A 26,217-nucleotide genomic window follows, 5' to 3' on the forward strand; every position below is an offset into this window, starting at 1 on the left:
CTGTGATCGCGCCTTCTGCCAAGCCCGACTTCCGGGTCGAGAAGATCGCCGCGCCGCTGCGCCAAAGCGTTACGGAGAGCATCCGCTACGCCATTGCGCTTGGCCGTTTCACCGCAGGCGAACGGCTCACCGAACGCGAACTGTGCGAGATGACCGGCGTCAGCCGCACACTGGTGCGCGAGGCTCTGCGCCAACTCGAATCCGAAGGCCTGATCGAGGTGGTGCCGAACCGCGGCCCGAGCGTCGCGCGGTTGTCGGCCGAGCAAGCCGAGGGTGTCTATCAGGTGCGCGCCGAACTCGAAGGGCTTGCCTGTCAGTTGTTCGCCCAATTCGCCGACAATGATCAGCGCGCGGCGCTGCACGAAGCCTTCCGCAAGCTGAAGCGGTCGTTCAAGGACACCGACCCGCTGGCGCGCCTGCGCGCCAAAAATCATTTCTATGATTGCCTGGTCGATGGCACGGGCAACCAGGCGCTCGGCGATACGCTGCGGCTGCTCAACGCGCGCATCATGCTGTTGCGAGCCACGTCGCTGCGCGCGCCAGGGCGCTCGGCTGTCAGCATGGCCGAACTGTCCGCCATGATGGAAGCGCTCGACGCCAAGGACGGCAAGAAGGCCCGCGCGCTCGCGGAGCATCATGTCCACAACGCTGCCAAGGCCGCTATCGAATTGCTCTATACGCAGCCGGAGCCCGCACCTGCCAAGCCGAAACGTGCGGCGAAGCAGGCCGCCGCGGCAAGAGCCTGACGTCAGGCCAAGCTGATCAGCGACGTAAGCTGCGCCGACGGACTGCCCTGCTCGAAGTTGCGGATCAGGGCCAGGCTGGTGTCAATCCGGTTGCCGGAAAGCCCCGATAGCGGCACCAGCGCACGATATTTGTCCTCGACATCGCTCCATTCGACTCCGCGCGGACCGGAGCCGCGCGGCGCCTTGCAGGTGCTGCGGAATTCCTGACCATTCTTCATGGTGATAATGACGGTGCCGCCATGACGATGCGGGAAACGATCTGGCAACGGCGCCGGGTTGGGGTCGAACGTCACTTTATCTTGCAGAGCGGCGATGACAGGATCCGCCATCTTCTCTGCCGTCATGTGCTCCCAACTGAAGCGACCGTCGGCAATCGAAGCCGCAACGAAATAGTAAAGGCTGTGCGCCGCGTCGACGAGATTGCGCGGATGCGGGTCGCCCTTGAACTTGGTCCACTGCACGGACGACGAGATCATGATCTTGTCGACGTCGCGCGGATCGACCTTGCCAAGGCGCGCGGCATCCGACGCCGCCTCCGCCGTGGCATGGAACGGATGCGCGCCCGGCATCAACTTGATCGCCATATCGGTGACGATATCCCACGAGGCCCCGAGATCGCGCGTGATGTCCTCAAGCGCCTGACCGCCCATGGCGGAGAGAAAACCGCGCGGCTTGTCGAGAACGCCAAGCTCGCCCTCGAAGCCCGCCTGCGCGGCCAACGCAGCCTGCAGTCCGGCCGCCGCCGAACAACCGGCGTGATACTCGCGGCCGCAACTGGTGTCGGCCGATATCGCCATGCCGCCGATCGAGGTCGCCGCCAGCGCGATGGCATGTCCCATCTGCAACGTGGTGAGCCCGAGAAGACGGCCGGCTGCGACCGTGCCGCCGAACACCGTCGAGACCGAGCCATGAAAGCCGCGCTGCATGCGTCCAGGCGTCAGCGCCTCATCAATGCGGCCGGCGATTTCGTAGCCGACCACCATCGCGGCCAGCATGTCGATCCCGGACGTGCCGAGCTTCTCGCCGAGCGCGACCGACGTGGCCGAAACGATCGTGCCAATATGCGCGATGCTGCGCAGGTCGCTGTCGTCGCTCGCGGCGGCATCGCTCGCCACGGCATTGACGCGCGCGGCCGCTACCGCCGGCAGCTTCGTGCCGACGAACCAGAGCGTCGCGTCCGGCACGCCGCCGTTTCGCAGATCGAGGTCGCGGATGATGCGGGCTGACGAAATACTTTGCCCCATCGCCGCGCTCGCGACCGTACTCGCCAGACTCATTTTCGCGCGCTCGAGCGCCTCGGACGGAATAACGGAGGTTTTGGTCTCGTTCGCAAAGCTGGCGAGTTGCAGAGCCAGCGGCTGGTCGTTGCTCATCCCAATCCAATCCGTTTCATTTATGCTGACAGCGTGTCGTCTTGCCGCCCACCGCGCATAGCGGGACCCATCAGGCGAGGACGCCCGTCATGTGGCGGCGCTTGCACTGTGGGATCACGGCGGTTGTCAAAAGAATAGGAGCCCCGCCACGACCGGTCAATCCTACCGTCATACAATATCTCCCTCCCCGCTTTGGCGCCGAAAACGCCTGTCGGCTCCGGGAACGAATGACGTGATCGCGACGCTTCAGTCAGGAAGAGCATCGCCGGCACGCACGGCATTCCGAAATGCGTCGCGCCGATGCAGGCGGATGTCCGTGCTTGTCGATCGATTCAATCGCGGCACCACGGCACAGCTCTTGCAACAAACTAATTGCGTTCGAAACGACACTGAGCGTGTGCAAAGGGCGATATGTCGCGCCCGCGCCTTGACAAGTTAGGTTTCAATTGTACCCTAGTTGTATACGTTAGTTTACTAACACGTCACGATCTCCCGCAGCATCTGTCGCGCGCTCTTGTCGGAGCCGACGGTCGTTTCCGGGCACGCCAGCCTTCGATGCAAATTCAGCAAAACCAACCAACGAGGGGCTTCCATGCGTAACTCCAGCAACGTGACTAAGAACGGCATTTCGCGGCGCACGCTGCTCGCCGGGGCCGCCGCCCTGGGCGGGACTCTGGCCGCGCCCACCGTTCTGCGGGCCGCTGACACTGAAGTGGTGTTCGCCACCTGGGGCGGGTCCTGGGAAGCCGCCATGCGCAAGGCCTGGTTCGAGCCGTTCCGGGCCAAAACCGGCATCGCCGTCAAGACCGTCAGTGGCAACACCTACGGCAAGATCGAAGCGATGGTGACGTCCGGCCGAACCGAATGGGACGTTGTCGAAAGCCTTTCCAGCTTCCCCTTCATCGGCGAGAAGAAGGGCCTGCTGACGCCGATCGACTACGCCGTGGTGGACAAGAGCGTCGTCGCCAACCCCGACATGATCACGCCCTACTCCATCCCGCAGGTGCTGTTCTCGGATGTGATGACCTACAGCACCAAACTCAACCCGGCGCCGAAGTCCTGGGCCGATATGTTCGATACCAAGACGTATCCCGGCAAGCGCACCTTCGACGGCACGCAGATTGCGACCGTTATCGAGGCCGCGCTTCTGGCCGATGGTGTCGCGCCGAATGCGCTGTATCCTATCGATGTCCCGCGCGCGCTCAAGAAGCTCTCGACCATTCGTCAGGATATCCAGTTCTACGCCACCAATGCGCAAGGCCAGCAGTATCTGTCGGACGGCCAGTGCACCGTCGGCATGCTTCCCGACGGCCGCGCCCTGAGCATCAAGAACAACGGCGCCCCGGTTAACCTGGGATTTGGCGCGTCGATCATGTCGTGGACGTCGCTTTCGATCCTCAAAGGTGCACCGAACGCCTCGGCTGCACAAAAACTGCTCGCTTATACGCTCACGCCGGAGGCTCAGGCCGAAGTCGCCAAGATCTACACCTACGGCCCCGTTGTGCCGAAGGCGATGGATCTCATTCCAGTCGAGCGGCAGAACATGCTGTCGGGCGGCCCGCACATGAAGGGCGCCGTGCTCCGCAATGAGAAATGGTGGAGCGAGAATCTCGCAATGGTGAGCGAGAAGTTCGACGCGTGGAAGCTCGGGTGATCGCCGACGGTACTGGAACAGGCCGGGGCAAGTCGGCGACAGCCTTGCTGTTGCTGCTTCCCGGCCTGGCCCTTCTGACGGTGGTGCTGGCCTTTCCCCTGGCCTCCCTCGTCGCCGGCAGCTTCAGCGGCAGCGCAGGTCCGTTTACCCAGTATGAGCGTATTGCCGGCGCGCCGGTTTACATGCTCGTTTTGCTCCGGACGGTCCTGATCAGCGCCGCGACGGCCCTGTTGTGCCTGGCGCTCGGCTTTCCCGTCGCTTACCGACTGACCCAGGCCAGCGGGCTCGCCAAGGCAGCCATCCTGCTTTGCATATTCTTGTCGTTCTGGACGAACCTGCTCGTTCGCGGCTTTAGCTGGATGGTGCTTCTCAATCCGAACGGCGTTATCAGCCATGCGCTCGAAATGCTCGGCATCGGCTTTTCGGTGAAGCTGCTCTACAACACCGCCGGCGTCCTCATCGGACAAACGCAGATCTTGCTTCCCTATATGATCCTGCCGATCGCCGCGGTCATGAGCCGGGCAGACCGCACGCATGTGAGAGCCGCGCGCAGTCTCGGCGCCTCGCCGATCAAAGCGTTCTTTTACGTCTACATCCCCTCGGTCAAAACCGGAATACAGGCCGGGCTGGTGCTGGTCTTCACGCTCAGCCTCGGCTCTTTCATTGTCCCGGCGCTGCTCGGCGGCCCCGAAGATACGTTCCTGGCCCAGTTGATCGAATTCAGCATCAACAGCACCCTCAATCTCGGCTTCGCGTCGGCGCTTGCAACGTTGCTGCTGGCGACGACGCTGATCATATATTGGGTTGCCGATCGCTGGTTCGGACTCGGGCAGGTCTGGAGCGCGCGATGAAGCCGTCGCCGATCCCCTCGGCCTTGCTGTCGAGCTTTACGCTGCTTGTCTGCGTGTATCTGGTCATGCCGACGCTGGCCGTCGCGCCGCTGTCCATCACGCGCACCGATTTCGTGGTGTTTCCGCCGCAGGGCTTCTCGCTGCGGTGGTACGAGGAACTCTTCATTTCCGATGCCTGGCGCTCGGCCATGAAGAACAGTTTCATCACCGCGAGCCTGACGACATTGCTGGCGACGCCGATCGGCACTCTTGTGGCGCTGGGCATGGCGCGCTTGAGAGGATCGCTACTGCAACCTGTCAATGTCATCGTGCTGCTGCCGATTATCGTGCCTTCAATCGTTATCGCAGTAGCCATGTACGGCCTGCTCGCGCGGGCAAATCTAATCGGCACCATTCCCGGCCTGGTGGTGGCCCATACCGTTCTTGCGCTGCCGTTCGTCGTGATCAACGTCGCTGCGATTATGCGCAAAGTCGATCACCGCATCGAGCAAGCGGCGAGAAGCCTCGGCGCAACGCCCCTCAAGGCGTTCCGGCTCGTCGTGCTTCCTCAACTGATGCCCGGAGTCGCTGCCGGTGCGCTATTCGCATTTCTGATCAGCTTCGACGACATTGTGATCGCGCTGTTCATCTCCGGCGTCGGCGCGGTGACGTTGCCGGTGCAGATGTGGAGTGGCATCCGCTTCGAGCTCAGCCCCGTCGTCGCGGCCGCCTCTACCGTTCTACTCGCAATTTCTTGCCTGCTGATGATTTTATTACGGTGGGTCCGAAGCCGTTAATTTTTTCACGCGGCATCCGCGCCCTCACGACGCAAGCGCATAAATGGCACCTTATGACATCGACCGAAAAAACGATCCAAATTCGCAATCTGACCAAGCGCTATGCCGGCAATGCCGTCGTCGATCGCGTGTCTCTCGATGTGGCTGACGGAGAATTCGTGACGCTGCTCGGCCTCAGCGGCTCCGGCAAATCGACGACACTGATGACCGTTGCCGGTTTCGTCGATCCCGATGAAGGTGCGATCATCATCTCCGGCCGCGATGTCACGGCGCTGGAGCCCGAGAAGCGCAATCTCGGTGTCGTTTTTCAGAACTATGCCCTGTTTCCGCATCTGAACGTGTTCGACAACATCGCCTTTCCCCTGAAAATGCGCGGCGTCGCCAAGGCGAAGATTGAGACCGAAGTCGGTCGGGTGCTCGACCTGGTTTCGCTGCAGGGCTACGGCCAGCGGCGCATATCGCAGCTGTCCGGCGGCCAGCAACAGCGCATCGCGCTGGCGCGAGCGCTGGTGTTCGCGCCTCGCGTCCTGCTGATGGATGAGCCGCTCGGCGCGCTTGACCGCCAGCTCAGGGAGCAGCTGCAAACCGAAATCCGGCGAATACACCGGCAGCTTGGCGTTACGATCCTCTATGTGACCCACGACCAGGAGGAAGCGCTGTCGATGTCGGATCGCATCGCGATCATGGCCCATGGACGCATTCAACAGGTCGGGACGCCATCGGAGATTTATCTGTCGCCCTCAAATCGCTTCGTCGCCGGCTTTTTTGGTGAATCGAACTTCCTGGACGTTAGCCTTGAGCGATCGGACGGATCGAATGTGATACTCCGACCGAAGACCGCGCCCGGCATTGCCTTGCGGGCGGCACACCGCCAGCAATCCGGCGGTACGCCGGCCTCTGTGATGGTGCGTCCTGAGGCGATCGCCATCGACACGGCGTCGGATGCCACATTCGACAACAATCTGGCCGGCACCGTCGAGCATATCGACTTTCTCGGAGCGACCACGCGCATCGTCGTTCGCACCGAGGCCGGCCCTATGACCGTTCGAACCGGCCGCCTCGATGCGGTGACGAGGATCGCCCCCGGCAGCGAAGTCTGGCTGAAATGGCAAGCCACTGAGACAATGGCGTATCCGGCGGACACGCAGGAAGCGGCGCCGGAAAATCCGGCGGCCGAACCTCAGTCAGCCGGTTAGGTTTCTCCCGTAGATGGCGACCGAGACTTACGACAGCATTATCATTGGCGGCGGGTCGGCGGGATGCGTCGTTGCAAACCGTCTCTCCGCTCGTTCGGGCCGGCGTGTTCTGCTGCTGGAGGCAGGCCGGCAGGAACAAAGCCCGCTCATCCGAATGCCTGCGGGCTTCGCGTCCGTCAGCAGCAACTCACGTTTTCTCTGGGGCTACAGCACTGAACCCGAGCCCTATCTCGACAACAGACGGATTGCGTGCGAGCGCGGACGTTTGCTTGGTGGCTGTTCGTCCATCAATGCAATGGCCTTCGTTCGGGGACATCCGGCTGACTTTGACGGCTGGGCCACGGTGGCCGGCGCTCAGTGGAGCTATGCGAATTGCCTGCCCCACTTCAAATCGCTGGAGCGTTTCTCCGAGCCTAAGGGCCCGAGAGGCAATAACGGCCCTCTCTCGGTCATTGCGCCAGAATATTCGTGTGCGCTGAACGAGCTCTTTGTGCAGGCGTGCGTTAGCGCCGGATTCCCCCAGGTCAAGGATATCAACGCGACCAAACCCGATGGCGTTGGTCCCATGGACCAGACGATCGACCACGGCGAACGGGCGTCGGCTGCGACTGCATTTCTGGCTCCGCTGCGGAGGCACCCCAATCTCGAAGTCCGTACGGCCGCTCTGGTCACAAGAATTGTCTTGTCGCGCGGCCGGGCTATTGGTGTCGAGATTTCAACCGCGCGCGGCACATCCACGATTTATGCCAACGAGATCGTCCTGAGCGCCGGCACAATCAATTCGCCGCAATTGCTGATGCTGTCTGGTATCGGTCCGTCTGATCACCTACGCGAGACAGGCGTCGAGCCGGTTCATGACCTCCCCGGTGTCGGCCAGAATCTTCAGGATCACGTTGACGTCAGCCTGATGAAAGAATGCGTCGCGCCGATTTCTGCGTCGCCTCTGCTTGCGCCCCACAGGAAACTGCTGCTCGGCCTGCGTTGGCTTTTGTCGAGCGGCGGCCCGGGTGCGACCAATCACTTTGAGGTAGCGGCCTATGTCCGCACGTCGCCCGAGCTCCAGCGACCTGACATTCAGTACTGTTTCATCCCCATGCTGACGTCGACCGACGGAAGCCGGATGGGTAAAGGCCACGGCTATCAGATCGCCGTGATGCTCCTGCAGCCGAAAAGCCGCGGGACGGTCATGCTGCGGGATCGCAATCCGCTTTCCCCGCCCCTTATACGGTTCAACTACCTGAAGGAACCGGATGATATCCATTCGTTGCGCCAAGGCCTTGTAACGCTCCGGCGAATTCTGGACGAAGCGCCCATGGCGGCGGTGTCCGGAGAGGAACTGTCGCCAGGCCCGTCAAACGTGACCGACTCCGACCTCGACCGTTTCATCCGGGCGACCGCCAAATCGACGCATCATCCCTGCGGCACCTGCCGCATGGGCAACGATGACAGTTCGGTCGTTGACGGCTGGGGCCGCGTGCATGGGATAGAGGGTTTGCGCGTCGTTGACGCTTCGATCATGCCGGTCATCACGGCGGGCAACATCAATGCGCCGACGATGATGATCGCGGAGAAAATCGCCAACCACATGCTTTCAGGCGCAACGGCCCGGCCGCGCGCGCAGCGTGCCTTTGGCCGCACGGAATGAAATATCGCTCAGCAGCATGTCCGTCCCGCCGAGGTTCGCAGATTGCGGGTGCCGTCACACGAGAACATCAAGAGCATGCTGGCCAAAAATGCGCCGATGCAGCTTTGGGGGCACAAGTTCTGCGCTGAGGTCGGCAAAGATGTCACCAACGTCAGCACGTACAAGACCCAGAGCTGCCAAGGTTACGCCAAGCGCACCGCGAAGCGGATGCTCTCAGCGACTCACAAGCGGCACGCTCACCGGATGGCAGAGACATCGGCAAACGAAACGGTGACATCCGTTCAGAATGAGGCGTCGGAAGACGTTCAGAATGGAAAATCGGTCAAGGCCAGAAGGCGCGGATTTTCAAAGCTTAAAGCTGGCTGGGGCGGGAGGGATCGAACCTCCGAATGGCGGAATCAAAATCCGCTGCCTTACCGCTTGGCTACGCCCCAACACATGACCCTCGGTCATGAATCGTCATGGACCCGGCAGGACGGGCGGACCATAGCGATGCCGCCCGGTATCCGCAACATGCTCTAGCCCGTTGATCCTCAAGGATTCTTCGTCCCGCTTCCGCCCGCCCCCCGGCCCGGCTAGATTGCCGCCATGACATACCGCGCCCCCGTCGCCGACATCGCCTTCGCCCTCAAACACGCCGCCGGCCTCAAAGCCGCCCTGACCGAGGGCCTCTACGGCGACCTCGACGAGGCCACCGTCGACTCCGTGCTGGAAGAAGCCGGCAAATTCGCCTCCGACGTGATCGCCCCGCTCAACGCCGTCGGCGACAAGTTCGGCACGCCGTTCAAGGACGGCAACGTCACCACGCCGCCCGGCTGGAAGGCGGCCTACACCGCCTGGGCCGCCGCCGGCTGGAACGGCCTCGCCTCGCCCGCCGATTTCGGCGGCCAGGAACTGCCGCACGCCGTCAACGCCGCCTGCATCGAAATGTGGAACGCGGCGTCGATGGCCTTCGGCATCGGCCCGGTGCTGACCATGGCCGCGGTCGATGCGCTGCACGCCTATGGCAGCGACCACCTCAAGCAGACATATCTCGAAAAGCTGATCAGCGGCGAATGGATGGGCACGATGCAGCTCACCGAGCCGCAGGCCGGCTCCGATGTCGGCGCGCTGCGCACCAAGGCCGAGCGCGCGCCCGATGGCAGCTATCGCATCACCGGTTCCAAGATCTTCATCACCTACGGCGAACACGACCTCACCGACAACATCATCCACTTCGTGCTCGCCCGCCTGCCCGACGCGCCGGCCGGCACCAAGGGCATCTCGCTTTTCCTCGTCCCGAAATTCATGCCGGACGGCTCGCGCAACGATGTGCGCGCGCATTCGCTCGAACACAAGATGGGCATTCACGCCTCGCCGACCTGCACCATGGTCTATGGCGACAAGGGCGGCGCCACCGGCTGGCTGATCGGCGAAGAGCACAAGGGCATGCTCTGCATGTTCACGATGATGAACCGGGCGCGGCTCGCGGTCGGGCTTCAGGGCGTCGCCATTGCCGATCGTGCGTTGCAGCAAGCCTGGGCCTATGCGCGCGACCGCAAGCAGATGGGCAAGGCCATCATCGACTATCCCGATGTCAAGCGCATGCTGCTGACGATGCGCTCGCTGACCGGCGCGGCCCGCGCCATCTCTTACGCCACCGGCGTCGCGCTCGATCGCTCGATCCGCGCCAAGGACCCCGCGGCGCGGGAGAAAGCGCTGGCGCGCTGCTCGCTGCTCACGCCCGTGGCGAAAGCCTTCTCGACCGATATAGGCATCGAGGTCGCCTCGCTCGGCGTTCAGGTGCATGGCGGCATGGGGTTCATCGAGGAAACCGGCGCCGCGCAGCACTATCGCGACGCGCGTATCGCCGCGATCTACGAAGGTACCAACGGCATCCAGGCGATCGATCTCGTCACCCGCAAGGTGCCGCTCGAAGGCGGCAATACGGTCCGCCTCTATATGAATGAGTTGCGGGATATCGTGACGGCCGTGCAGGCAAGCAACAATCCGGCATTCGGTGAAACGGCGGCACGCCTGAACGAAGCCATCGACAGCCTCGAACGCGCGACGCAATGGCTCCTGTCGCAAAAGACTTCCGAAACCACGCTGGCCGGCGCGACGCCCTATCTCCGGCTGTTCGGCACCGCCGCCGGCGGCTGCATGCTGGCCGAGCAGGCGTTGATCGCGCTGCGCGAGAACGATGACAGCGCATCGCGCACGGCGCTGGCGCGGTTCTTCGCCGAGAATATCGCGGTTCAGGCCACCGGACTCGAGCGCAACGTCACCGAAGGCGCGCAGAGCATTACCGACGCGGAAGCGGCGTTGGCGTAACGATCCGCCCTCATCCTGAGGAGCGCACAAAGTGCGCGTCTCGAAGGATGGGGCGGCCATATGGTTCGAGACGGCGCTTCGCGCCTCCTCACCATGAGGCCGATCAATGCAAAGAATAACGGCTGGGAGGCTGCACCATGTCCCTCAAGGGCAAAACCCTGTTCATCACCGGCGCGTCGCGCGGCATCGGCCTCGCGATCGCGCTGCGCGCCGCACGCGACGGCGCCAACATTGCCATCGCCGCCAAAACCACCGAACCGCACCCCAAGCTCGAAGGCACGATCTATTCGGCGGCTGACGATATCGAGAAGGCGGGCGGCAAGGCGCTGCCGCTGATCGTCGATGTGCGCGAAGAAGCGCAGGTCAAAGAGGCGCTCGACAAGACCGCGGCGACTTTCGGCGGCCTCGACATCGTCGTCAACAATGCCAGCGCCATTTCGCTGACGCCGGTCGCCGCGACCGACATGAAGCGCTTTGACCTGATGCACCAGATCAATGCGCGCGGCACCTTCATGGTGTCGAAATATGCCCTGCCCCATCTTCAAAAATCGGCGAACCCGCACATATTGATGCTGTCGCCGCCGCTCGACATGGCGACCAAATGGTTCGCGCCGCACACCGCCTATTCGATGGCCAAATTCGGCATGAGCCTCGTTGTGCTCGGTCTCGCCGGCGAACAGCACGGCAAGATCGCGGTCAACGCGCTGTGGCCGCGCACCACCATCGCCACCGCGGCGGTGAGGAACCTGCTGGGCGGCGATGCGCTGATCAACATGTCGCGCAAGCCGGACATTCTCGCCGAGGCGGCCTGGCGCGTCTTCCAGAAACCCAAGACGTTCACCGGCCACTTCCTGATCGACGACACCTTCCTCGCCGCCGAAGGCATCAGCGACTTCGATCAATATCGGGTGAACCCGAGCCAGCCCTTGCAGGTCGATTTCTTCGTACCGGACGACATGCCGCCGCCGGCGGGGGTGAGTTTGAAGGCGATGAAAACGTAGCGCCCCTCCGCCTCATCCTGAGGGGCCCGCCATCAGCGCATTTACGCGCGTCTTCGACGCGCTATGGCGGGCGTCTCGAAGGAAGGGGCGGCCACATGGTTCGAGACTGTTACACAGCGCTCCTCACCATGAGGCCGATCAACGATTGAGCACTTTCATCTCGGCTTCCAAGCTACTAGATTCGGCCAATGACCACGCTCCTCATTTCCCATCCCGCCTGTGTCGATCATGTCGTGCCGTCCGGCCACCCGGAACGGCCGGAGCGCATGCGCGCGGTCGAGGAAGCGCTTGCCGCCGAACAGTTTCAGAACCTGGCGCGCGAACAGGCGCCGATGGCCGATGGCGACATTGTCAGCCTCGCCCACCCGCTCGACTATTTCGAGGCGGTCCGCGAAGCCTCGCCCTCCGAAGGCATGGTGCGCATCGACGCCGACACCTCGATGTCGCCGGGCTCGTTCGAGGCGGCGCTGCGCTGCGCCGGCGGGGCGGTGCTGGCGGTCGATGAGGTGATGACCGGCAAGGCGGCCAATGCCTTTGTCGCCACGCGCCCGCCCGGCCATCACGCCGAGACGGCCAAGCCGATGGGCTTCTGCTTCTTCAACAATGCCGCAATCGCGGCGCGCTACGCGCAGCAAAAGCATGGCATCGAGCGGGCCGCCATTATCGACTTCGACGTGCATCACGGCAACGGCACGCAGGATATCTTCTGGGCCGACAAATCGGTGCTCTATACCTCGACGCACGAAATGCCGCTTTATCCCGGCACCGGCGCCATCGGCGAACGCGGCGAATTCGACACCATCGTCAATGCGCCGTTGCGCGCCGGCGACGGCGGCGAGCAGTTCCGCGAGGCGCTCGAGACCGTGATCCTGCCGCGGCTGCGCCGCTTCTCGCCGGACCTCGTCATCATCTCGGCCGGCTTCGATGCGCATACACGCGACCCGCTCGCCAACCTCAATCTGGTCGAGGCGGATTATGCGTGGGTGACGAAGAAGCTGATGGAAATCGCCGACGAGACGGCACAAGGCCGTGTCGTGTCGCTGCTTGAAGGCGGCTACGATCTTCAGGGCCTGGCGCGTTCCGTCGCCGCGCATGTCACCGCGTTGATGCGGGGGTAGCACTCGTCATTCCGGGGCGCTCGCGCAGCGAGCGAACCCGGAATCCAGATACGCATTCTATCCGGTCTGGATTCCGGGTTCGCACCTTCGGTGCGCCCCGGAATGACTTGTTCGTCGCTATTTGGCCGTCAGCCCGCCATCGATCGGCAGATCCGCGCCGGTGATGAACGCCGCCTGGTCCGACAACAGATAGACGCACAAGGCCGCAACTTCGCTTGGCTGGCCCATGCGGCCGAGCGGAATCTCCGCGCTCATCTTCTCCATGGCACTGGCCGGATCGCGCGCGGTGCGGGCGATGTTGTCGACCATCGGACCTTCGAGGAACGACGGGCACACGGCATTGCAGCGGATCGGTGGCTTGTTGCGCGCGCCGAGCAGCGCCACGGATTTCGTCAGCAGCGACACGCCACCTTTCGAAGCGTTGTAGGCGGCAAGATTGTGCCCGCCGACCAGCCCCGACACCGACGACAGATTGACGATCGAGCCGCCGCGTTCCTTCAGCAACGGAAAGACGTATTTGCAGCCGAGAAAAGTGCCGTCGAGATTGATCGACAGGACACGCCGCCATGTCGCGAAGTCGAGCTTCTCGACGCTGCCGATGGCGACGATGCCGGCGGCATTCACCAGCCCGTCAATCGCGCCGTGGCGCTCGCTGATCTCGGCGACAACGCGCTGCCAGTCAGCTTCCGCGGTGACGTCGAGCGCGAGGTCCGCACCTTTGAGGTCCGTGGCGATCGCGAGAGCGCCCTGCGCGCGCACGGCAGCGACGACGGTAGAGCCGACGGCCCCGGCCGCGCCGGTGATGAGGATGATTTTGTCTTTCAGATTTGGCATGCGGACTTCTTACTTCACCCTCCCCTGCCATCAAACCCAGTCATTCCGGGGCGCGGCCGAAAGGCCGCGAGCGCGGAATCCATATCCCCTGTGCTGCGAAGTATGGATTCCGGGTTCGCACCTTCGGTGCGCCCCGGAATGACGAGGTATGTGAATAACCCCAGCTCCCCGCACTATCCTCAGGCGGCCTCGATCTCTAGGATGCCGCCGAAACCGGGATTTGCGAGCATGGCCGAAGCCTCCAACACCGACGTCAAGAAACTGACCTTCGAGCGCGCGATCGAGGAACTCGAATCGATCGTGAAGCGGCTGGAAGAAGGCAAGGTTCCGCTCGAGGAGTCGGTAGCGATTTACGAGCGCGGCGAGGTCCTCAAGGCCCGCTGCGAGGAGCTGCTGCGCCAGGCCGAGGCCCGGGTCGAGAAGATCACCCTCGACGCCTCCGGCAAGCCCGCCGGAACCGTTCCGCTGGACGTGGATTAAGCCCAGATCAGGCCTCGCGCCCAGGCCCGGGCGCGGCGAATTGCCCTGTTCGGTCAATATGGTGTAAGCCAGCCCTTGCCGGCCTTGTGCGCGACCGCCTGCCGGTTTGCGACCGGAGTCCATTTTGTCTGAGCCATCCAAGACCCCGCTGCTCGACCGCGTCCACATCCCGGCCGACCTGCGCAATTTCTCCGCCGAGCAGCTCAAGCAGCTCGCCGACGAATTGCGCACGGAGACCATCGATGCCGTGGCCAAGACCGGCGGCCATCTCGGCGCGGGCCTGGGTGTCGTCGAGCTCACGGTCGCGATCCACGCCGTGTTCGATACGCCGGCCGATCGCCTGATCTGGGACGTCGGCCACCAGGCCTATCCGCACAAGATTCTCACCGGCCGGCGCGACCGCATTAGGACGCTCAGACAGGCCGGCGGCCTGTCGGGCTTCACCAAGCGAGCCGAAAGCGAATACGACCCGTTCGGCGCCGCGCATTCCTCGACCTCGATCTCGGCCGGCCTCGGCATGGCGGTGGCGCGCGATTTGAAGGGCGACAAGAACAACGTCATCTGCGTGATCGGCGACGGCGCCATGTCGGCGGGCATGGCCTACGAGGCCATGAACAATGCCGGCGCACGCAACGAGCGGCTGATCGTCATCCTCAACGACAACGACATGTCGATCGCGCCGCCGGTCGGCGCCATGTCGGCCTATCTCGCCCGCCTCGGCTCCGGCGCGACCTATCTGAAGCTGCGCGACGTCGGCAAGCAGCTCACCAAGCATCTGCCGAAGAGCTGGGACCGCGCCATCACCCGCGCCGTGGAGCACGCGCGCGGCTATGTGATGGGCGGCACCTTGTTCGAGGAGATGGGCTTCTATTACTGCGGACCGATCGACGGCCATAACCTCGATCATCTGCTGCCGATCCTGCGCAATGTGCGCGACGCCGAAATCGGCCCGATCCTCGTTCATGTCGTGACGCAGAAGGGCAAGGGTTACGGCCCGGCGGAAACCTCCGCCGACAAATATCACGGCGTGGTCAAGTTCGATGTCGCCACCGGCGCGCAGGCCAAATCCAAGGGCGGCGCGCCGCAATATACGCGGGTGTTCGCCGACGCGCTGATCAAGGAAGCCCGCAAGGACGACAAGATCGTCGCCATCACGGCGGCCATGCCGTCCGGCACCGGGCTCGATCTGTTCCAGCAGGAATTTCCGGCGCGCACTTTCGATGTCGGCATTGCCGAGCAGCATGCGGTCACCTTCGCGGCGGGTCTGGCCACCGAAGGCTTCAAGCCGTTCTGCGCGATCTACTCGACCTTCCTGCAGCGCGCCTATGATCAGGTGGTGCATGACGTCGCCATCCAGAAGCTGCCGGTGCGTTTCGCCATCGACCGCGCCGGCCTCGTCGGCGCCGACGGCCCGACCCATGCCGGCGCCTTCGACACCGCCTTCCTCGGCTGCCTGCCGAATTTCGTGTTGATGGCGGCCGCCGACGAAGCCGAACTGACCAACATGGTGGCGACCTGCGCGGCCATCGACGACCGCCCTTCCGCCGTGCGCTATCCGCGCGGCGAAGGCACCGGCGCGATCATTCCGGCTGCGGCGATGCCGCTCGAAATCGGCAAGGGCCGCGTGCTGCGCGAGGGCCACAAGGTGGCGCTGCTGTCTTACGGCACGCGGCTCGGCGAAGCGCTGAAGGCCGCCGACGAACTCGCCGCGCACGGCTTGTCCACCACGGTCGCCGATGCGCGCTTTGCCAAGCCGCTCGATCTCGACCTCGTGCTGCGGCTTGCGCGCGAGCATGAGGTGCTGGTGACGGTCGAGGAAGGCTCGGTCGGCGGCTTCGGCTCCTTCGTCATGCAGGCGCTCGCCGAGCACGGCGCCTTTGACGCCGGTCTCAAATTCCGCGCCATGGTGCTGCCTGACGTCTTCATCGACCAGGACACGCCGGCGGCGATGTATGCGCTGGCCGGCCTCGACGCCAAAGGCATTGTCACCAAGGTGTTCGAAGCGCTCGGCAAGGACGCGACCGCCGAGACGGTGAAGCTGGCGTAAGCCGGCATCATGCCTGGCAAAGCCCGCATCGACCGTCTGCTCGTGACGCGCGGGTTGTTCGACAGCCGCGCCAAGGCGCAGGACGCCATTGCGGCGGGACTGGTGCGCGCCAACGGCAAGGTGATCGCCAAAGCGGCCGAAGAAGTGGCCACCGACGCGCAGATCGAAGCCAGCCCCGCCCATCCCTATGTTTCGCGCGGCGCGCTCAAGCTCGTCGCCGCGCTCGATCATTTCAAGTTCGACCCGAAGGACCGCGTCTGTCTCGACGTCGGTGCCTCGACCGGCGGCTTCAGTGAGGTGCTGCTCGAGCGCGACGCGCGGCGCGTTTACGCCGTCGATGTCGGCACCGCGCAGCTGCACAACAGCCTGCGCGGCAACCCGCGCATCGTCTCGCTCGAGCAGACCGATATCCGCACGCTCGATGCGGCAACGCTCGATCCCGCACCGGACTTCGTCGTCTGCGACGTCAGTTTCATCTCGCTCAAGCTGGTGCTGCCCGCCGCGCTAGAGCGCGCCGCCCGGCCCATGCAAATGATCGCACTGATCAAGCCGCAGTTCGAGGCCGGCCGCGCTCATATCAAGAAAGGCATCGTTCGCGACGAGGCCGTGCGCCAGGGCATCTGCGCCGAGATCGCCGCGCTGGTCGCCGCGCTGGGCGGCCGCGTCCTCGGCGTCGTCCCCTCCCCGATCGAAGGCGGCGACGGCAATGTCGAATATCTCATCGGCGCGACGTTTTCATAAACATCGGCGATAACTGTCATCGCTTTGCGTCATCGACCTGTGACCTTGACGCCACGCAACATGACCAAACTCGGCCTGCGGCCAAACGCAGCCTTTATTGCGCCACATCAAAGTTTACGGTCCCCGCCATGACGACAGGACAACCAGACTACGCCACCGGCGTTGAAGCGCCGGCGGGGGCCCTGCCGTGGCGGATCGAATTGCGCGCCACGGTGAAGCTCGCGCTGCCGATCGCGCTAACGCAGCTCGGCCAGGTGGCGATGATGACCAGCGACCTGATGCTGATCGGCCGCCTCGGCGATGTGGCGATCGCCGGCGCCGCGCTGGCGCATTTGATTCTGTTCGTCGGCTTCGTGTTCGGCATGGGCGTGATGTCGGCCGTGTCGCCGCTGGCGGCGCAGGCCTATGGCGCGCGCGAGCCGCGCATGGTGCGCCGCGCATTGCGCGTCGGCCTGTGGACCGCGTTGATGATCGGCGCGCCGATGACGGTGGCAATGCTCTTCGGCGAAGATTTTCTGCTGGCACTCGGTCAGGACCCGCAGGCCGCGCGGCTCGCCGGCCAATATCTGACCGGCCTGTGCTGGTGCCTGGTCCCCGGCTGGTGGTTCATCGCGCTGCGCGGCTTCATGGGCGCGGTCAACCGGCCGGAGCCGGCGCTGTGGATCACGATGGCCGCGGTCCCGGCCAATCTGTTGTTCGCTTATGCGCTGATCTATGGCGAGTTCGGTATGCCGCGCTTCGAGATGCTCGGCGCCGGCATCGCCACGACCATCGTCAATATCGGCATGTGCGCTGCGGCGCTGTGGGTCGCCTACACGCAGCGGCCCTTCCGCAAGTATCAGGTGCTCGGTCGCTTCTGGCGCATGGATTGGCCGCTCACCGGCAAGCTGCTCACGATCGGCGGGCCGATCGCCGGCGCGTTCCTGCTCGAATACGGATTGTTCGCCGCCGCTGCGATCCTGATGGGCTGGATCGGAACGATTGCACTCGCCGCGCATCAGATCGCGCTGCAAGTTGCTTCAATCATGTTCATGGCGCCGTTCGGCATCTCGATGGCGGCCACCGTGCGCGTCGGCCATGCGGTCGGCCGCCGCGATTCTGTGGAAACGCGGCGTGCCGGTTTTGCCGCCATCGCACTCGGCGCCGCCTTCATGGCGGCGATGGTGGTGCTCATCCTCGCGACGCGCCACGTCCTGCCGCTGGCCTTCCTCGACGGCGGCCATGCCGAGGCCGATGCCACTTTGGCCCTGGCCGCAACCTTGCTCGCCGCCGGTTCGACCTTCTTCATCGCCGACGGCGTGCAGACAATTGCTGCCGGCGCGCTGCGTGGGCTCAACGACACCCGCGTACCGCTGCTTTTCGCAACGTTGAGCTTCTGGATCATCGGCTTCGGCACGTCCTACACGCTGGCCTTTCCGGCCGGCCTCGGAGCGATCGGCATCTGGGTCGGCTTTACCGTAGGCCTCGCTTTCTATGCCGTGCTTCTGGTCTGGCGCTTCAACGCCCTGACCGCGCGCGGCTACATGCCGGACGCGCCGGGCCACGCCCACGGCTGATCGCCCCTTTCAGGGACGGGATAAGCAAGCTAAGTCCCATCCCATGACCGAGCAGCTCACCATCACCCGCCTGGGCCATCGCGGCGACGGCCTGGCCGACACCGCGGCGGGCGCGGTCTATGTGCCGTATACGCTGCCGGGCGAAACGGTGACGGTCGAACCGGTCGCCGGCCATCCCGACCGGCGCCGCCTGCTGCGCGTGGACAAGGCCAGCCACGAACGCGCCCAGCCGATCTGCAAGCATTTTGGCGTCTGCGGCGGCTGCGCCATGCAGCACTGGTCGCATGCCGAATACCTCCTCTGGAAACGCGGCCTCGTCGCCGAGGCGCTGGCGCACGCCGGCATCATCGCTCCGGTCGATCCGATCGTCGACGCCCATGGCGACGGCCGCCGCCGCGCCGTGCTGCATGCGCGCCGCGGCGACGGCAACGTGCTCGAGGTCGGCTTTGCCGCGCCGCGCGCTCACCACATCGTCGCCATCGACGAATGCCCTGTTCTCGCGCCCGGACTGGCCGGCATCGTGCCGATCTCGTGGGCCATCGCCGACATCCTGAAGCCTGTCAACAAACCGATCGATATCCATGCCACGGCAAGCGACCGCGGCCTCGATATCGACGTGCGCGGGTCCGGCCCGCTGCCGTCGGCGCGATTGTCCGAACTGGCGAAACTCGCCGACAAATACTCACTCGCCCGCATCACCCGCCACGGCGAACTGGTGCTGCAGCGCATTGAACCGACGCTGAAGATCGGCCGCGCCAACGTGCCGCTGCCGCCCGGCGCCTTTCTGCAAGCAACCGCCGCGGGCGAAGCGGCGCTCGCCGCACTCGTCGTCAAACACGCCGGCAAGGCGAAGCGGATCGCCGATCTGTTCAGTGGCATCGGCACTTTCGCGCTACGCCTCGGCGAGACGGCGCGCGTCCTGGCGGTGGACAGTGAGGCGGCCGCGATCAAGTCGCTGGAACGCGGCATCAACAGCGCGCCGGGCTTGAAGCCGGTCGAAGCACGCGCGCGCGATCTGTTCCGCAATCCGATGGTAGCGATGGAGTTCAAGGGCTTCGACGCCGTCGTATTCGACCCACCGCGCCAGGGCGCGGAGCGCCAGGCCCACGAAATCGCATCAAGCAAAGTGCCGCTGGTCATCGCGGTGTCGTGCGACGCCACGACCTTCGCCCGCGACGCGCGCATTCTCATCGACGGCGGCTACAAGCTCGCCAGCGTCACGCCGGTCGACCAGTTCCGCCACTCGCATCATGCCGAGATGGTGGGACGGTTCGAGAAATAAATGTCATGGCCGGGCCTTCGGCGCGGCTCGGTGATGACAACTACCTGAAATCCATTCCTTCACCCCAGCGCTCGCGCCAGATTTTCTCGCCGATGGTGCAGGAAACGCGCGGCTTGTCGGCGCTCGCAGGAATGACCTTCGCCTCCGGCTGACGGCCGGCAATCTCGAGTATCAATTTCTGGCGCGTCGCTTCGATGAACTTGTCGCGCTCGCGGATCGGAATGACGAAGGCGCCGGGGCCGCCGATAACACAGTCCTCGTAGTAGATGTCGAGATCCTCGATATCCATGGTCGCGTAGTTGAGCCGCTTGAGCAGGATCGGCAGGCCGTTGATGGTGATGCCCTCGGCGACGATCGCGTCGCGGGTCGGCACCACCAAGGGCCCGGAATTGTTGGCGCCATCGCCGGATACGTCGATGACCCGGCGTGCGCCGCGATAGCCGCTGGTATCGAACAAAGTGCGCGCGAACTTCAGCGCCCCGGAAATCGAGGTGCGCGATGCCCGGCGGGTCGGCTGGCGGGCAATCTCGGCGGCGACCGCATCGGCCGCTTCCGGTCCGTCGATCAGCCGCCACGGCATGACGACATGCTGGGTCGACGGCCCGGCCCATTCGACATACGTGACGGCAATCTTGCCGTGGCCGCCCTCGCGGATGGCGGTGAGGAATTCGCGCGAGGTCAATGCTTGGATGTAACCCTCGCGCTGCAGCGCCTGCTCGTCCGGGTCCATCGAATATGAAATATCGACGGCGAGCACGAGCTCGACATCAACCGGTATGGCGGAGGGGCTGAGATCGGCGAAGCGCGGATGCGGCGCGGCATAAGCGACCAGCGCATAGGCGGCGCACAGGGCGGCGCAAAGTCCGCCTCCGACAGCGCCGTAAAGACGAGACCGCCTCATGCCGCCCTCCTGCGTCGATGCACAGGACAGCCATGCTGACACGCCGCCGGGGCGGAAGAAAGACCGACTTGGACGGAAGTCTCAGCTTTCCAGCACGTCCGTTCCGGCGATCTCAATGCCGAAACCGCCCAAACCGACATAGGTGCGCTGGCTGGAGGTCATCAGCCGGATCGAGGAGATGCCGAGGTCTTTGAGGATCTGGGCGCCGACGCCGACATCGCGCCACTGCTGCGAGCGGGCGGTTTCGGTGCCAGTGGCCTCACCTTTCGGTATCGCCGCAACCGGCACACCGGCGGTGCCGTCGCGCAGATAAACGATGACGCCACGGCCGGCCGCCTTGAAGCGCTTGAGCGAGGCGCGGATCGATTTGCCGCCGCCGAACACGTCGCCGATCACGTCGGCGCGGTGCAATCGCGCCGGCACTTCCTTGCCATTGCCGATATCGCCGTAGACGAAGGCCATGTGATGCACTTCATCAAACGGCGTAACGAAGGCATAGCCTTTAAGCGGGCCGATCTCTGATTCGAGCGAGAACTCGCCGACCCGCGTCACCAGTTTCTCGCGCGCCTGGCGATAGGCAATGAGATCGGCGACGGAGATCTGGATCAGCTTGTGCTTCTCGGCAAAGGCCGTGACTTGCGGCCCGCGCATCACGGTGCCGTCGTCATTCATCAATTCGGACAGCACGCCGACCGGCGGCAGGCCGGCGAGCTTGCACAGATCGGTGCAGGCTTCGGTATGGCCGGTGCGCATCAGCACGCCACCCTCGCGCGCAACCAGCGGAAACACATGGCCGGGGCGGACGAAATCGGCGGCGCCGATATTGTCGTTGGCGAGCGCTCGCACGGTGTTGGTGCGTTCCTCCGCCGAGATGCCGGTGGTCATGCCGTGCTTGAGATCGACCGTAACGGTGAAGGCGGTGCCGAGCGGCGCGTCGTTCTTGGCGACCATCGGATCGAGATGCAGGCGCTGCGCGTCGGCCGCGGTGATGGTGGCGCAGACGATGCCGGACGTGTGGCGGATGATGAAGGCCATCTTCTCCGGCGTGCAGAGCGAGGCGGCAACGAACAGGTCGCCCTCGTTCTCGCGATCGTCGTCGTCGGTGACGACGACGAGCTCGCCCTTGGCGAAGGCCTTGATCGCCGCTTCAACTTTGCTGTGGGTGTTTAACATAAGACTCCAAGCCACCTCAGATAGAACTAAAGCTCGGGCTTCAAATTTCTATAGAGATCGTCGATTTCAGGGAAACGGATATCTTCATTGCCGATACGAATAAACGCACCATATTTTTCGTCGCCCGTAAGATTTTCCACCGCATGTCGGACAGCTAACTCAAGCCGCTCAAAGTGGATTGAATCACGACGAATTGAAAAATTTTCCATATCCGGACCTTTGAACAGGACTCCGGGCTCAGACATCGAGAATTTTCGCATATCTGCTTTCGTCATCTCTTTTCGAACGGCCACGGCAGGCTTTCGCCGACCTGGCCGCGATGCATCAGATAGTGATCGGCGATGACACATGCCACCATGGCCTCGCCGATCGGCACGGCTCGAATACCGACGCAAGGGTCATGACGGCCCTTGGTAAACAGTTCGGTGTTGGTGCCGTAGCGATCCACGGTCTTGCGCGGCGTCAGGATCGACGAGGTCGGCTTGACGGCGAAACGGGCAACGATCGCCTGCCCGGTCGATATGCCGCCGAGCACGCCGCCGGCATGGTTCGACAGGAACAGCGGCTTGCCGTCGTTCCCCATCCGCATCTCGTCCGCATTGTCCTCGCCCGACAATTCCGCCACGGCAAAGCCGTCACCGATCTCGACGCCCTTGACGGCATTGATGCCCATCAGCGCGCCGGCAATATCGCCATCGAGCTTGGCGTAGATCGGCGCGCCCAGCCCCGAAGGCACGCCTTCGGCGACAATCTCGATCACCGCGCCGATCGACGAACCCGACTTGCGCACGCCATCGAGGTACTCTTCGTAGAATTTCGCCTGCACCGGGTCAGGGCAGAAGAACGGATTTTTGTCGACCTCGGCCCAGTCCCAGCGCGAGCGATCGATCTTGTGCGGGCCCATTTGCACCAGCGCGCCGCGCACCACGAGGCCCGGCACGATCTTGCGGGCGATGGCGCCGGCGGCGACACGCGCCGCGGTCTCGCGCGCCGACGAGCGACCGCCGCCGCGATAATCGTTAATGCCGTACTTTACGTCATAGGCGAAGCCGGCATGGCCCGGCCGGTACTTGTCCTTGATCTCGGAATAGTCCTTGGAGCGCTGGTCGACGTTCTCGATCAACAGCATGATCGGCGTGCCGGTCGTGACCTGCTGGCCGGTCGCCTCGTCGGTGAAGACGCCGGACAGAATCTTCACCGCATCCGGCTCCTGCCGCTGCGTCGTGAAGCGCGACTGGCCCGGCCGGCGCTTGTCGAGGAAAACCTGGATCTCCTCCGCGGTCACCGGAATACGCGGCGGGCAGCCGTCGACCACGCAGCCGATCGCCGCCCCGTGGCTTTCGCCGAAGCTGGTGAACCGGAACAGGTGGCCGAAAGTGTTGAAGGACATGGGAGTTCCGCCGTTACCGCGGTTAGGTAGCTTGCGCCCGGGCGGGGGTCAAATTCGCCCGTTCAGGCATACTGGGTCAGTTCGGAGCCCCGGAACACGTAGACCACCCCCTGGACGATATCGACAAGCGGCGCGGCGGCCGGATGGACGATCCCGAGGCTGGCCATCAGACCGCGGCAAGTGCCGCCATGCGCCGCCGCCACGACGTCGCCCGCCAGAGTGTCGTACCAGCGCTTCATCCGCATCTCCACCATCCGGTAGCTTTCGCCATTCGGCGGCACGAAATGGTACTTGTCCTGCTCGCGCTGGGCGATGCGCACCGGGTCCTTGTGATGCAGCAGCGCGAGGGTCGCGCCTTCCCAGTCGCCGAAGGACAATTCGATCAGCTGCGGTTCGCGGCGGAAACCGTCGCGCGGCAGCTTGAGTCCTTCACGCACCCATTCCATCGTCTCGGTGGCGCGCAGCAGCGGGCTCGATACATAGTCGAGCGAGGCGGGATCGCGGCCTTCCTTGGCGAAGAGATCGCGCAGCACATTGCCGCAATGCCGCGCCTGACCCCGGCCCTTGTCATTGAGCGGAATGTCACGATGGCCCTGCAGACGCCCGGCCGCGTTCCAGTCGGTTTCGCCGTGCCGGATGTAATAAACAGTTCGCATTACAGATTGCGCATGATCTGATCCGAAAACCAGCTTCCAATTTTCGGGATCATGCGCGTTATTTTACGGGAAAGTCCGGCGCGTCCGGATGCTTGATGCCGACGACGTGATAGCCGGCATCGACGTGCTGGATTTCGCCGGTGACGCCGCTCGACAGGTCGGACAGGAAGAACACGCCGGCCTTGCCGACATCCTCCAGCGTCACGTTACGCCGCATCGGCGTATTGTATTCGTTCCATTTCAGGATGTAGCGGAAGTCGCCGATGCCCGACGCCGCCAGCGTCTTGATCGGACCGGCCGAGATGGCGTTGACGCGGATGTTCTTCACGCCGAGATCGGCCGCCATGTAGCGCACCGAACTCTCCAGCGCCGCCTTCGCCAGCCCCATCACGTTGTAATGCGGCATCCACTTTTCGGCGCCGTAGTAGGTCAGCGTCAGCATCGAGCCGCCATTCTTCATCAGCTTCTCGGCGCGCTGCGCGATCGCCGTGAACGAATAGCAGCTGATGAGCATGGTCTTGGTGAAGTTGTCTTCCGTGGTGTCGACATAGCGGCCGTCGAGCTGGTCCTTGTCGGAATAGGCAATGGCGTGCAGCACGAAATCCAGCGATCCCCAGGCCTGCTCGACCTGGGCGAAAACGGCGTCGATGGAGGCCGGATCGGTGACGTCGCAATGCCCGACCACCAGCCCGTCAACCTCCTCGGCCAAGGGTTCCACGCGCTTTTTCAGCGCATCGCCCTGATAGGTAAAAGCGAGGTCGGCGCCGTGGTCGCGGCAAGCCCGCGCAATGCCCCAGGCGATCGAGCGGTTGTTGGCCACTCCCATGATCAGCCCGCGTTTGCCGCGCATCAATTCCGAAACTTCAGCCATTTCCGTCCTCGCTTGGGCCGCCCGGCGGCCGCCTCCGTATGGCATAGGGTCCAAGGGCCATCAAGCAAACCGCCCCCGCCCCCACGGCCGATGTGAATTCGCGCCGCACCGCGGAATAGGACTGATGCGGCGGGGTTTTTCCTTCCAAGACCCCGGACCGGACCCTCACCCCGAGGCCCCCGGTCCGGGCAACCGGTTGACGGTCGCCCGGCAATCGGGTCGGCTTTCTCAGGAGCAAACGATTGGCCACGTTCCGCCATGAAATCGAGGCGACCATCCCGGCGTTGCGGCGCTACGCCCGGGCCCTGACGCGCGATGCCGATCTGGCCGACGATCTGGTGCAGGACACGCTGGTGCGGGCGCTGCGCTCGGAGCACTTGTTCCACGGCGGGGACATCCGCGTTTGGATGTACACCATCCTCGCCAACCTGAATCGCAACCGCCTGCGCGCGCTGTCGCGGCGGCCGACGATGACGCCCATCGACGATGGCGACGCCGCCGAGGCCGCGCCCGAAGCCGGCGGCCGCGACATCGAGCGCGCGCTGGCAACACTCGTCGACGAGCAGCGCCATGTTCTGCTTCTCGTCGTGCTCGAAGGCCTGAGTTATCGCGAAGTCGCCGAAATCCAGGGCGTGCCGATCGGCACCGTTATGTCGCGTCTCGCGCGTGCGCGCAGCCAAATCAAAACTTTCCTCGAGGGCGGGCGCCCGGCGCTCCGCCGCGTGAAATAGGACGGCCAAAATCATGACCGAACATGACAAGCCGGTGACAGAAGACGAACTGCATTCCTATGTGGACGGCCTTCTCCCCGATGACCGGCAGGAAGCGGTGGCGACCTGGCTCGCGGCCAATCCGGAAGCAGCAGCCCTCATCGCCGCTTGGCGCGCGCAAGCCGACGCCATACGCGCGCGCTACGGCGCCATCGCGAACGAGCCCATTCCCGAACGCCTGCAGCTCGACCGTATCATTGCCGGCGACATCGTGGCCGCGCGCCGCGGCAACCGGCCATTTCGCATGATGGCTGCGGCGGCGGTGCTGCTGGCCTTTATCGGCGGCGCCGCCGCCGGCTGGGCCGCACGTGGCGCACCCGATGCCGCGCCCTCGAACTTCGACCAAATGACCGCGCAGGCGCTCGACGCCTACAAACTCTATGTCGTGGAAGTGCGCCATCCGGTTGAAGTGCCGGGCGCAGAGGCCGCGCATTTGCGGCAATGGCTGTCGAAGCGTGTCGGCTACGAGCTCAGCATTCCCGATCTGTCGTCGCTCGGCCTGAAGCTGGTCGGCGGACGGCTGCTCCCCGGCCCGACCGGCAGCGCAGCGGCATTCTACATGTATGAGAACGCTGCCGGCGACCGCTACACGATCTATTGCGCCAAGGCGACGCAGGGCGAAACCGCGCTGCACTTCAAGACCGGCGAGAAGTATTCAGCGGTCACCTGGGTCGACGACAACATCGGCTATGTGGTGAGCGGGCCGTCCGACCGCGACAAGCTCGAGACGGTCGCCAAGAATATCTACGGCCAGATGGATAAAGGGCCGGAGAAGAAGGGGTGACTTGCCCCGGACGCGTTGCAGCACGAAGTGATGCGACGCAGAGCCGGGGCCGCCGCAGA

Annotated in this window: 24 protein-coding genes and 1 tRNA gene; 16 read left to right on the forward strand and 9 right to left on the reverse strand. The window is 64.2% G+C overall.

Features of this window, described 5'->3' with window-relative positions:
• The first annotated feature begins 2 nt into the window (after positions 1–2).
• Positions 3–746: a GntR family transcriptional regulator gene (locus DXH78_RS16795; RefSeq protein ID WP_115518368.1), complete on the forward strand. Its 744-nt coding sequence runs from the start codon at positions 3–5 to the stop codon at positions 744–746.
• A 2-nt stretch (positions 747–748) separates the two neighbouring features.
• Here DXH78_RS16795 and DXH78_RS16800 read toward each other — a convergent pair whose 3' ends face one another.
• A complete protein-coding gene (locus DXH78_RS16800; protein WP_115518369.1) occupies positions 749–2,119 on the reverse strand; it encodes an MmgE/PrpD family protein in 1,371 nt (456 codons plus the stop codon).
• A gap of 592 nt (positions 2,120–2,711) precedes the next feature.
• Here DXH78_RS16800 and DXH78_RS16805 point away from each other — a divergent pair.
• Genes DXH78_RS16805 through DXH78_RS16825 form a run of 5 tightly spaced genes read left to right on the forward strand, consistent with a single transcriptional unit; the run spans position 2,712 to position 8,241 of the window.
• Positions 2,712–3,773: an ABC transporter substrate-binding protein gene (locus tag DXH78_RS16805; RefSeq protein ID WP_115518370.1), complete on the forward strand. Its 1,062-nt coding sequence runs from the start codon at positions 2,712–2,714 to the stop codon at positions 3,771–3,773.
• Entirely contained in the window at positions 3,713–4,624 is a 912-nt protein-coding gene (locus DXH78_RS16810; RefSeq protein ID WP_115518371.1) for an ABC transporter permease, read from the forward strand. Before DXH78_RS16805 ends, DXH78_RS16810 begins: the two co-directional genes overlap by 61 nt.
• Positions 4,621–5,400 carry an ABC transporter permease gene (locus DXH78_RS16815; RefSeq protein WP_115518372.1) on the forward strand — a complete coding sequence of 260 codons (780 nt, stop codon included), beginning with the start codon at positions 4,621–4,623 and terminating at the stop codon, positions 5,398–5,400. Before DXH78_RS16810 ends, DXH78_RS16815 begins: the two co-directional genes overlap by 4 nt.
• Positions 5,289–6,596, forward strand: a complete 1,308-nt coding sequence (locus DXH78_RS16820; RefSeq protein WP_210209604.1) for an ABC transporter ATP-binding protein — start codon at positions 5,289–5,291, stop codon at positions 6,594–6,596. The genes DXH78_RS16815 and DXH78_RS16820 overlap by 112 nt, the downstream gene beginning before the upstream one ends.
• Positions 6,597–6,609: 13 nt before the next feature.
• Positions 6,610–8,241 (forward strand): choline dehydrogenase, encoded by a 1,632-nt coding sequence (locus tag DXH78_RS16825; protein ID WP_115518374.1) that lies wholly within the window; start codon positions 6,610–6,612, stop codon positions 8,239–8,241.
• Between the two features lie 359 nt (positions 8,242–8,600).
• On the opposite strand, the gene DXH78_RS16830 is transcribed toward DXH78_RS16825, so the two are convergent.
• A tRNA-Gln gene (locus DXH78_RS16830) sits at positions 8,601–8,675 on the reverse strand.
• 154 nt (positions 8,676–8,829) lie between these two features.
• On the opposite strand from DXH78_RS16830, the gene DXH78_RS16835 reads away from it, so the two are divergent.
• The 3 genes from DXH78_RS16835 to DXH78_RS16845 all read left to right on the forward strand — a co-directional run bounded on the left by DXH78_RS16835 (position 8,830) and on the right by DXH78_RS16845 (position 12,673).
• Positions 8,830–10,554, forward strand: coding sequence for an acyl-CoA dehydrogenase family protein (locus DXH78_RS16835; RefSeq protein WP_115518375.1), 1,725 nt, complete (start codon positions 8,830–8,832; stop codon positions 10,552–10,554).
• A gap of 137 nt (positions 10,555–10,691) precedes the next feature.
• Positions 10,692–11,555, forward strand: coding sequence for an SDR family oxidoreductase (locus tag DXH78_RS16840; protein WP_115518376.1), 864 nt, complete (start codon positions 10,692–10,694; stop codon positions 11,553–11,555).
• A gap of 188 nt (positions 11,556–11,743) precedes the next feature.
• A complete protein-coding gene (locus tag DXH78_RS16845) occupies positions 11,744–12,673 on the forward strand; it encodes a histone deacetylase family protein (RefSeq protein ID WP_115518377.1) in 930 nt (309 codons plus the stop codon).
• 117 nt (positions 12,674–12,790) lie between these two features.
• Here DXH78_RS16845 and DXH78_RS16850 read toward each other — a convergent pair whose 3' ends face one another.
• On the reverse strand, positions 12,791–13,507 hold the full coding sequence (locus DXH78_RS16850; RefSeq protein ID WP_115518378.1) for an SDR family NAD(P)-dependent oxidoreductase: 717 nt from the start codon (positions 13,505–13,507) through the stop codon (positions 12,791–12,793).
• A gap of 228 nt (positions 13,508–13,735) precedes the next feature.
• Between DXH78_RS16850 and DXH78_RS16855 the strand changes: the two genes are divergently transcribed.
• From DXH78_RS16855 to DXH78_RS16875, 5 genes are all read left to right on the forward strand, one after another.
• Complete coding sequence (locus DXH78_RS16855; protein WP_115518379.1) at positions 13,736–13,987, forward strand: exodeoxyribonuclease VII small subunit; 252 nt, start codon at positions 13,736–13,738, stop codon at positions 13,985–13,987.
• A gap of 124 nt (positions 13,988–14,111) precedes the next feature.
• Positions 14,112–16,034, forward strand: a complete 1,923-nt coding sequence (gene dxs / locus DXH78_RS16860; RefSeq protein ID WP_115518380.1) for a 1-deoxy-D-xylulose-5-phosphate synthase — start codon at positions 14,112–14,114, stop codon at positions 16,032–16,034.
• 9 nt (positions 16,035–16,043) lie between these two features.
• Positions 16,044–16,775 (forward strand): TlyA family RNA methyltransferase, encoded by a 732-nt coding sequence (locus tag DXH78_RS16865; RefSeq protein WP_115518381.1) that lies wholly within the window; start codon positions 16,044–16,046, stop codon positions 16,773–16,775.
• 128 nt (positions 16,776–16,903) lie between these two features.
• Positions 16,904–18,331: an MATE family efflux transporter gene (locus tag DXH78_RS16870; RefSeq protein WP_115518382.1), complete on the forward strand. Its 1,428-nt coding sequence runs from the start codon at positions 16,904–16,906 to the stop codon at positions 18,329–18,331.
• Between the two features lie 43 nt (positions 18,332–18,374).
• A complete protein-coding gene (locus DXH78_RS16875; RefSeq protein WP_115518383.1) occupies positions 18,375–19,613 on the forward strand; it encodes a class I SAM-dependent RNA methyltransferase in 1,239 nt (412 codons plus the stop codon).
• Between the two features lie 40 nt (positions 19,614–19,653).
• Here DXH78_RS16875 and DXH78_RS16880 read toward each other — a convergent pair whose 3' ends face one another.
• From DXH78_RS16880 to fabI, 6 genes are all read right to left on the reverse strand, one after another.
• Positions 19,654–20,514 (reverse strand): DUF1194 domain-containing protein, encoded by an 861-nt coding sequence (locus tag DXH78_RS16880; protein ID WP_115518384.1) that lies wholly within the window; start codon positions 20,512–20,514, stop codon positions 19,654–19,656.
• Positions 20,515–20,595: 81 nt separating this feature from the next.
• Positions 20,596–21,687: a 3,4-dihydroxy-2-butanone-4-phosphate synthase gene (gene ribB, locus DXH78_RS16885; protein WP_115518385.1), complete on the reverse strand. Its 1,092-nt coding sequence runs from the start codon at positions 21,685–21,687 to the stop codon at positions 20,596–20,598.
• Between the two features lie 26 nt (positions 21,688–21,713).
• A complete protein-coding gene (locus DXH78_RS16890; RefSeq protein ID WP_115518386.1) occupies positions 21,714–21,962 on the reverse strand; it encodes a hypothetical protein in 249 nt (82 codons plus the stop codon).
• The gene (gene aroC, locus DXH78_RS16895) at positions 21,959–23,077 is read right to left on the reverse strand and encodes a chorismate synthase (RefSeq protein ID WP_115518387.1); all 1,119 of its coding nucleotides are present in this window, start codon (positions 23,075–23,077) and stop codon (positions 21,959–21,961) included. The genes DXH78_RS16890 and aroC overlap by 4 nt, the downstream gene beginning before the upstream one ends.
• A 62-nt stretch (positions 23,078–23,139) precedes the next feature.
• On the reverse strand, positions 23,140–23,733 hold the full coding sequence (locus DXH78_RS16900) for a histidine phosphatase family protein (protein ID WP_115518388.1): 594 nt from the start codon (positions 23,731–23,733) through the stop codon (positions 23,140–23,142).
• Positions 23,734–23,791: 58 nt separating this feature from the next.
• Positions 23,792–24,604 (reverse strand): enoyl-ACP reductase FabI, encoded by an 813-nt coding sequence (fabI, locus tag DXH78_RS16905; protein ID WP_115518389.1) that lies wholly within the window; start codon positions 24,602–24,604, stop codon positions 23,792–23,794.
• A 242-nt stretch (positions 24,605–24,846) separates the two neighbouring features.
• Here fabI and DXH78_RS16910 point away from each other — a divergent pair, with 242 nt between their 5' ends.
• The gene (locus tag DXH78_RS16910; RefSeq protein WP_115518390.1) at positions 24,847–25,335 is read left to right on the forward strand and encodes a sigma-70 family RNA polymerase sigma factor; all 489 of its coding nucleotides are present in this window, start codon (positions 24,847–24,849) and stop codon (positions 25,333–25,335) included.
• A 13-nt stretch (positions 25,336–25,348) separates the two neighbouring features.
• Positions 25,349–26,158, forward strand: a complete 810-nt coding sequence (locus DXH78_RS16915) for an anti-sigma factor family protein (protein ID WP_115518391.1) — start codon at positions 25,349–25,351, stop codon at positions 26,156–26,158.
• Positions 26,159–26,217: the final 59 nt, after the last annotated feature.

The sequence above is a fragment of the Undibacter mobilis genome (assembly GCF_003367195.1).
GTDB classification, from domain to species: domain Bacteria; phylum Pseudomonadota; class Alphaproteobacteria; order Rhizobiales; family Xanthobacteraceae; genus Pseudolabrys; species Pseudolabrys mobilis.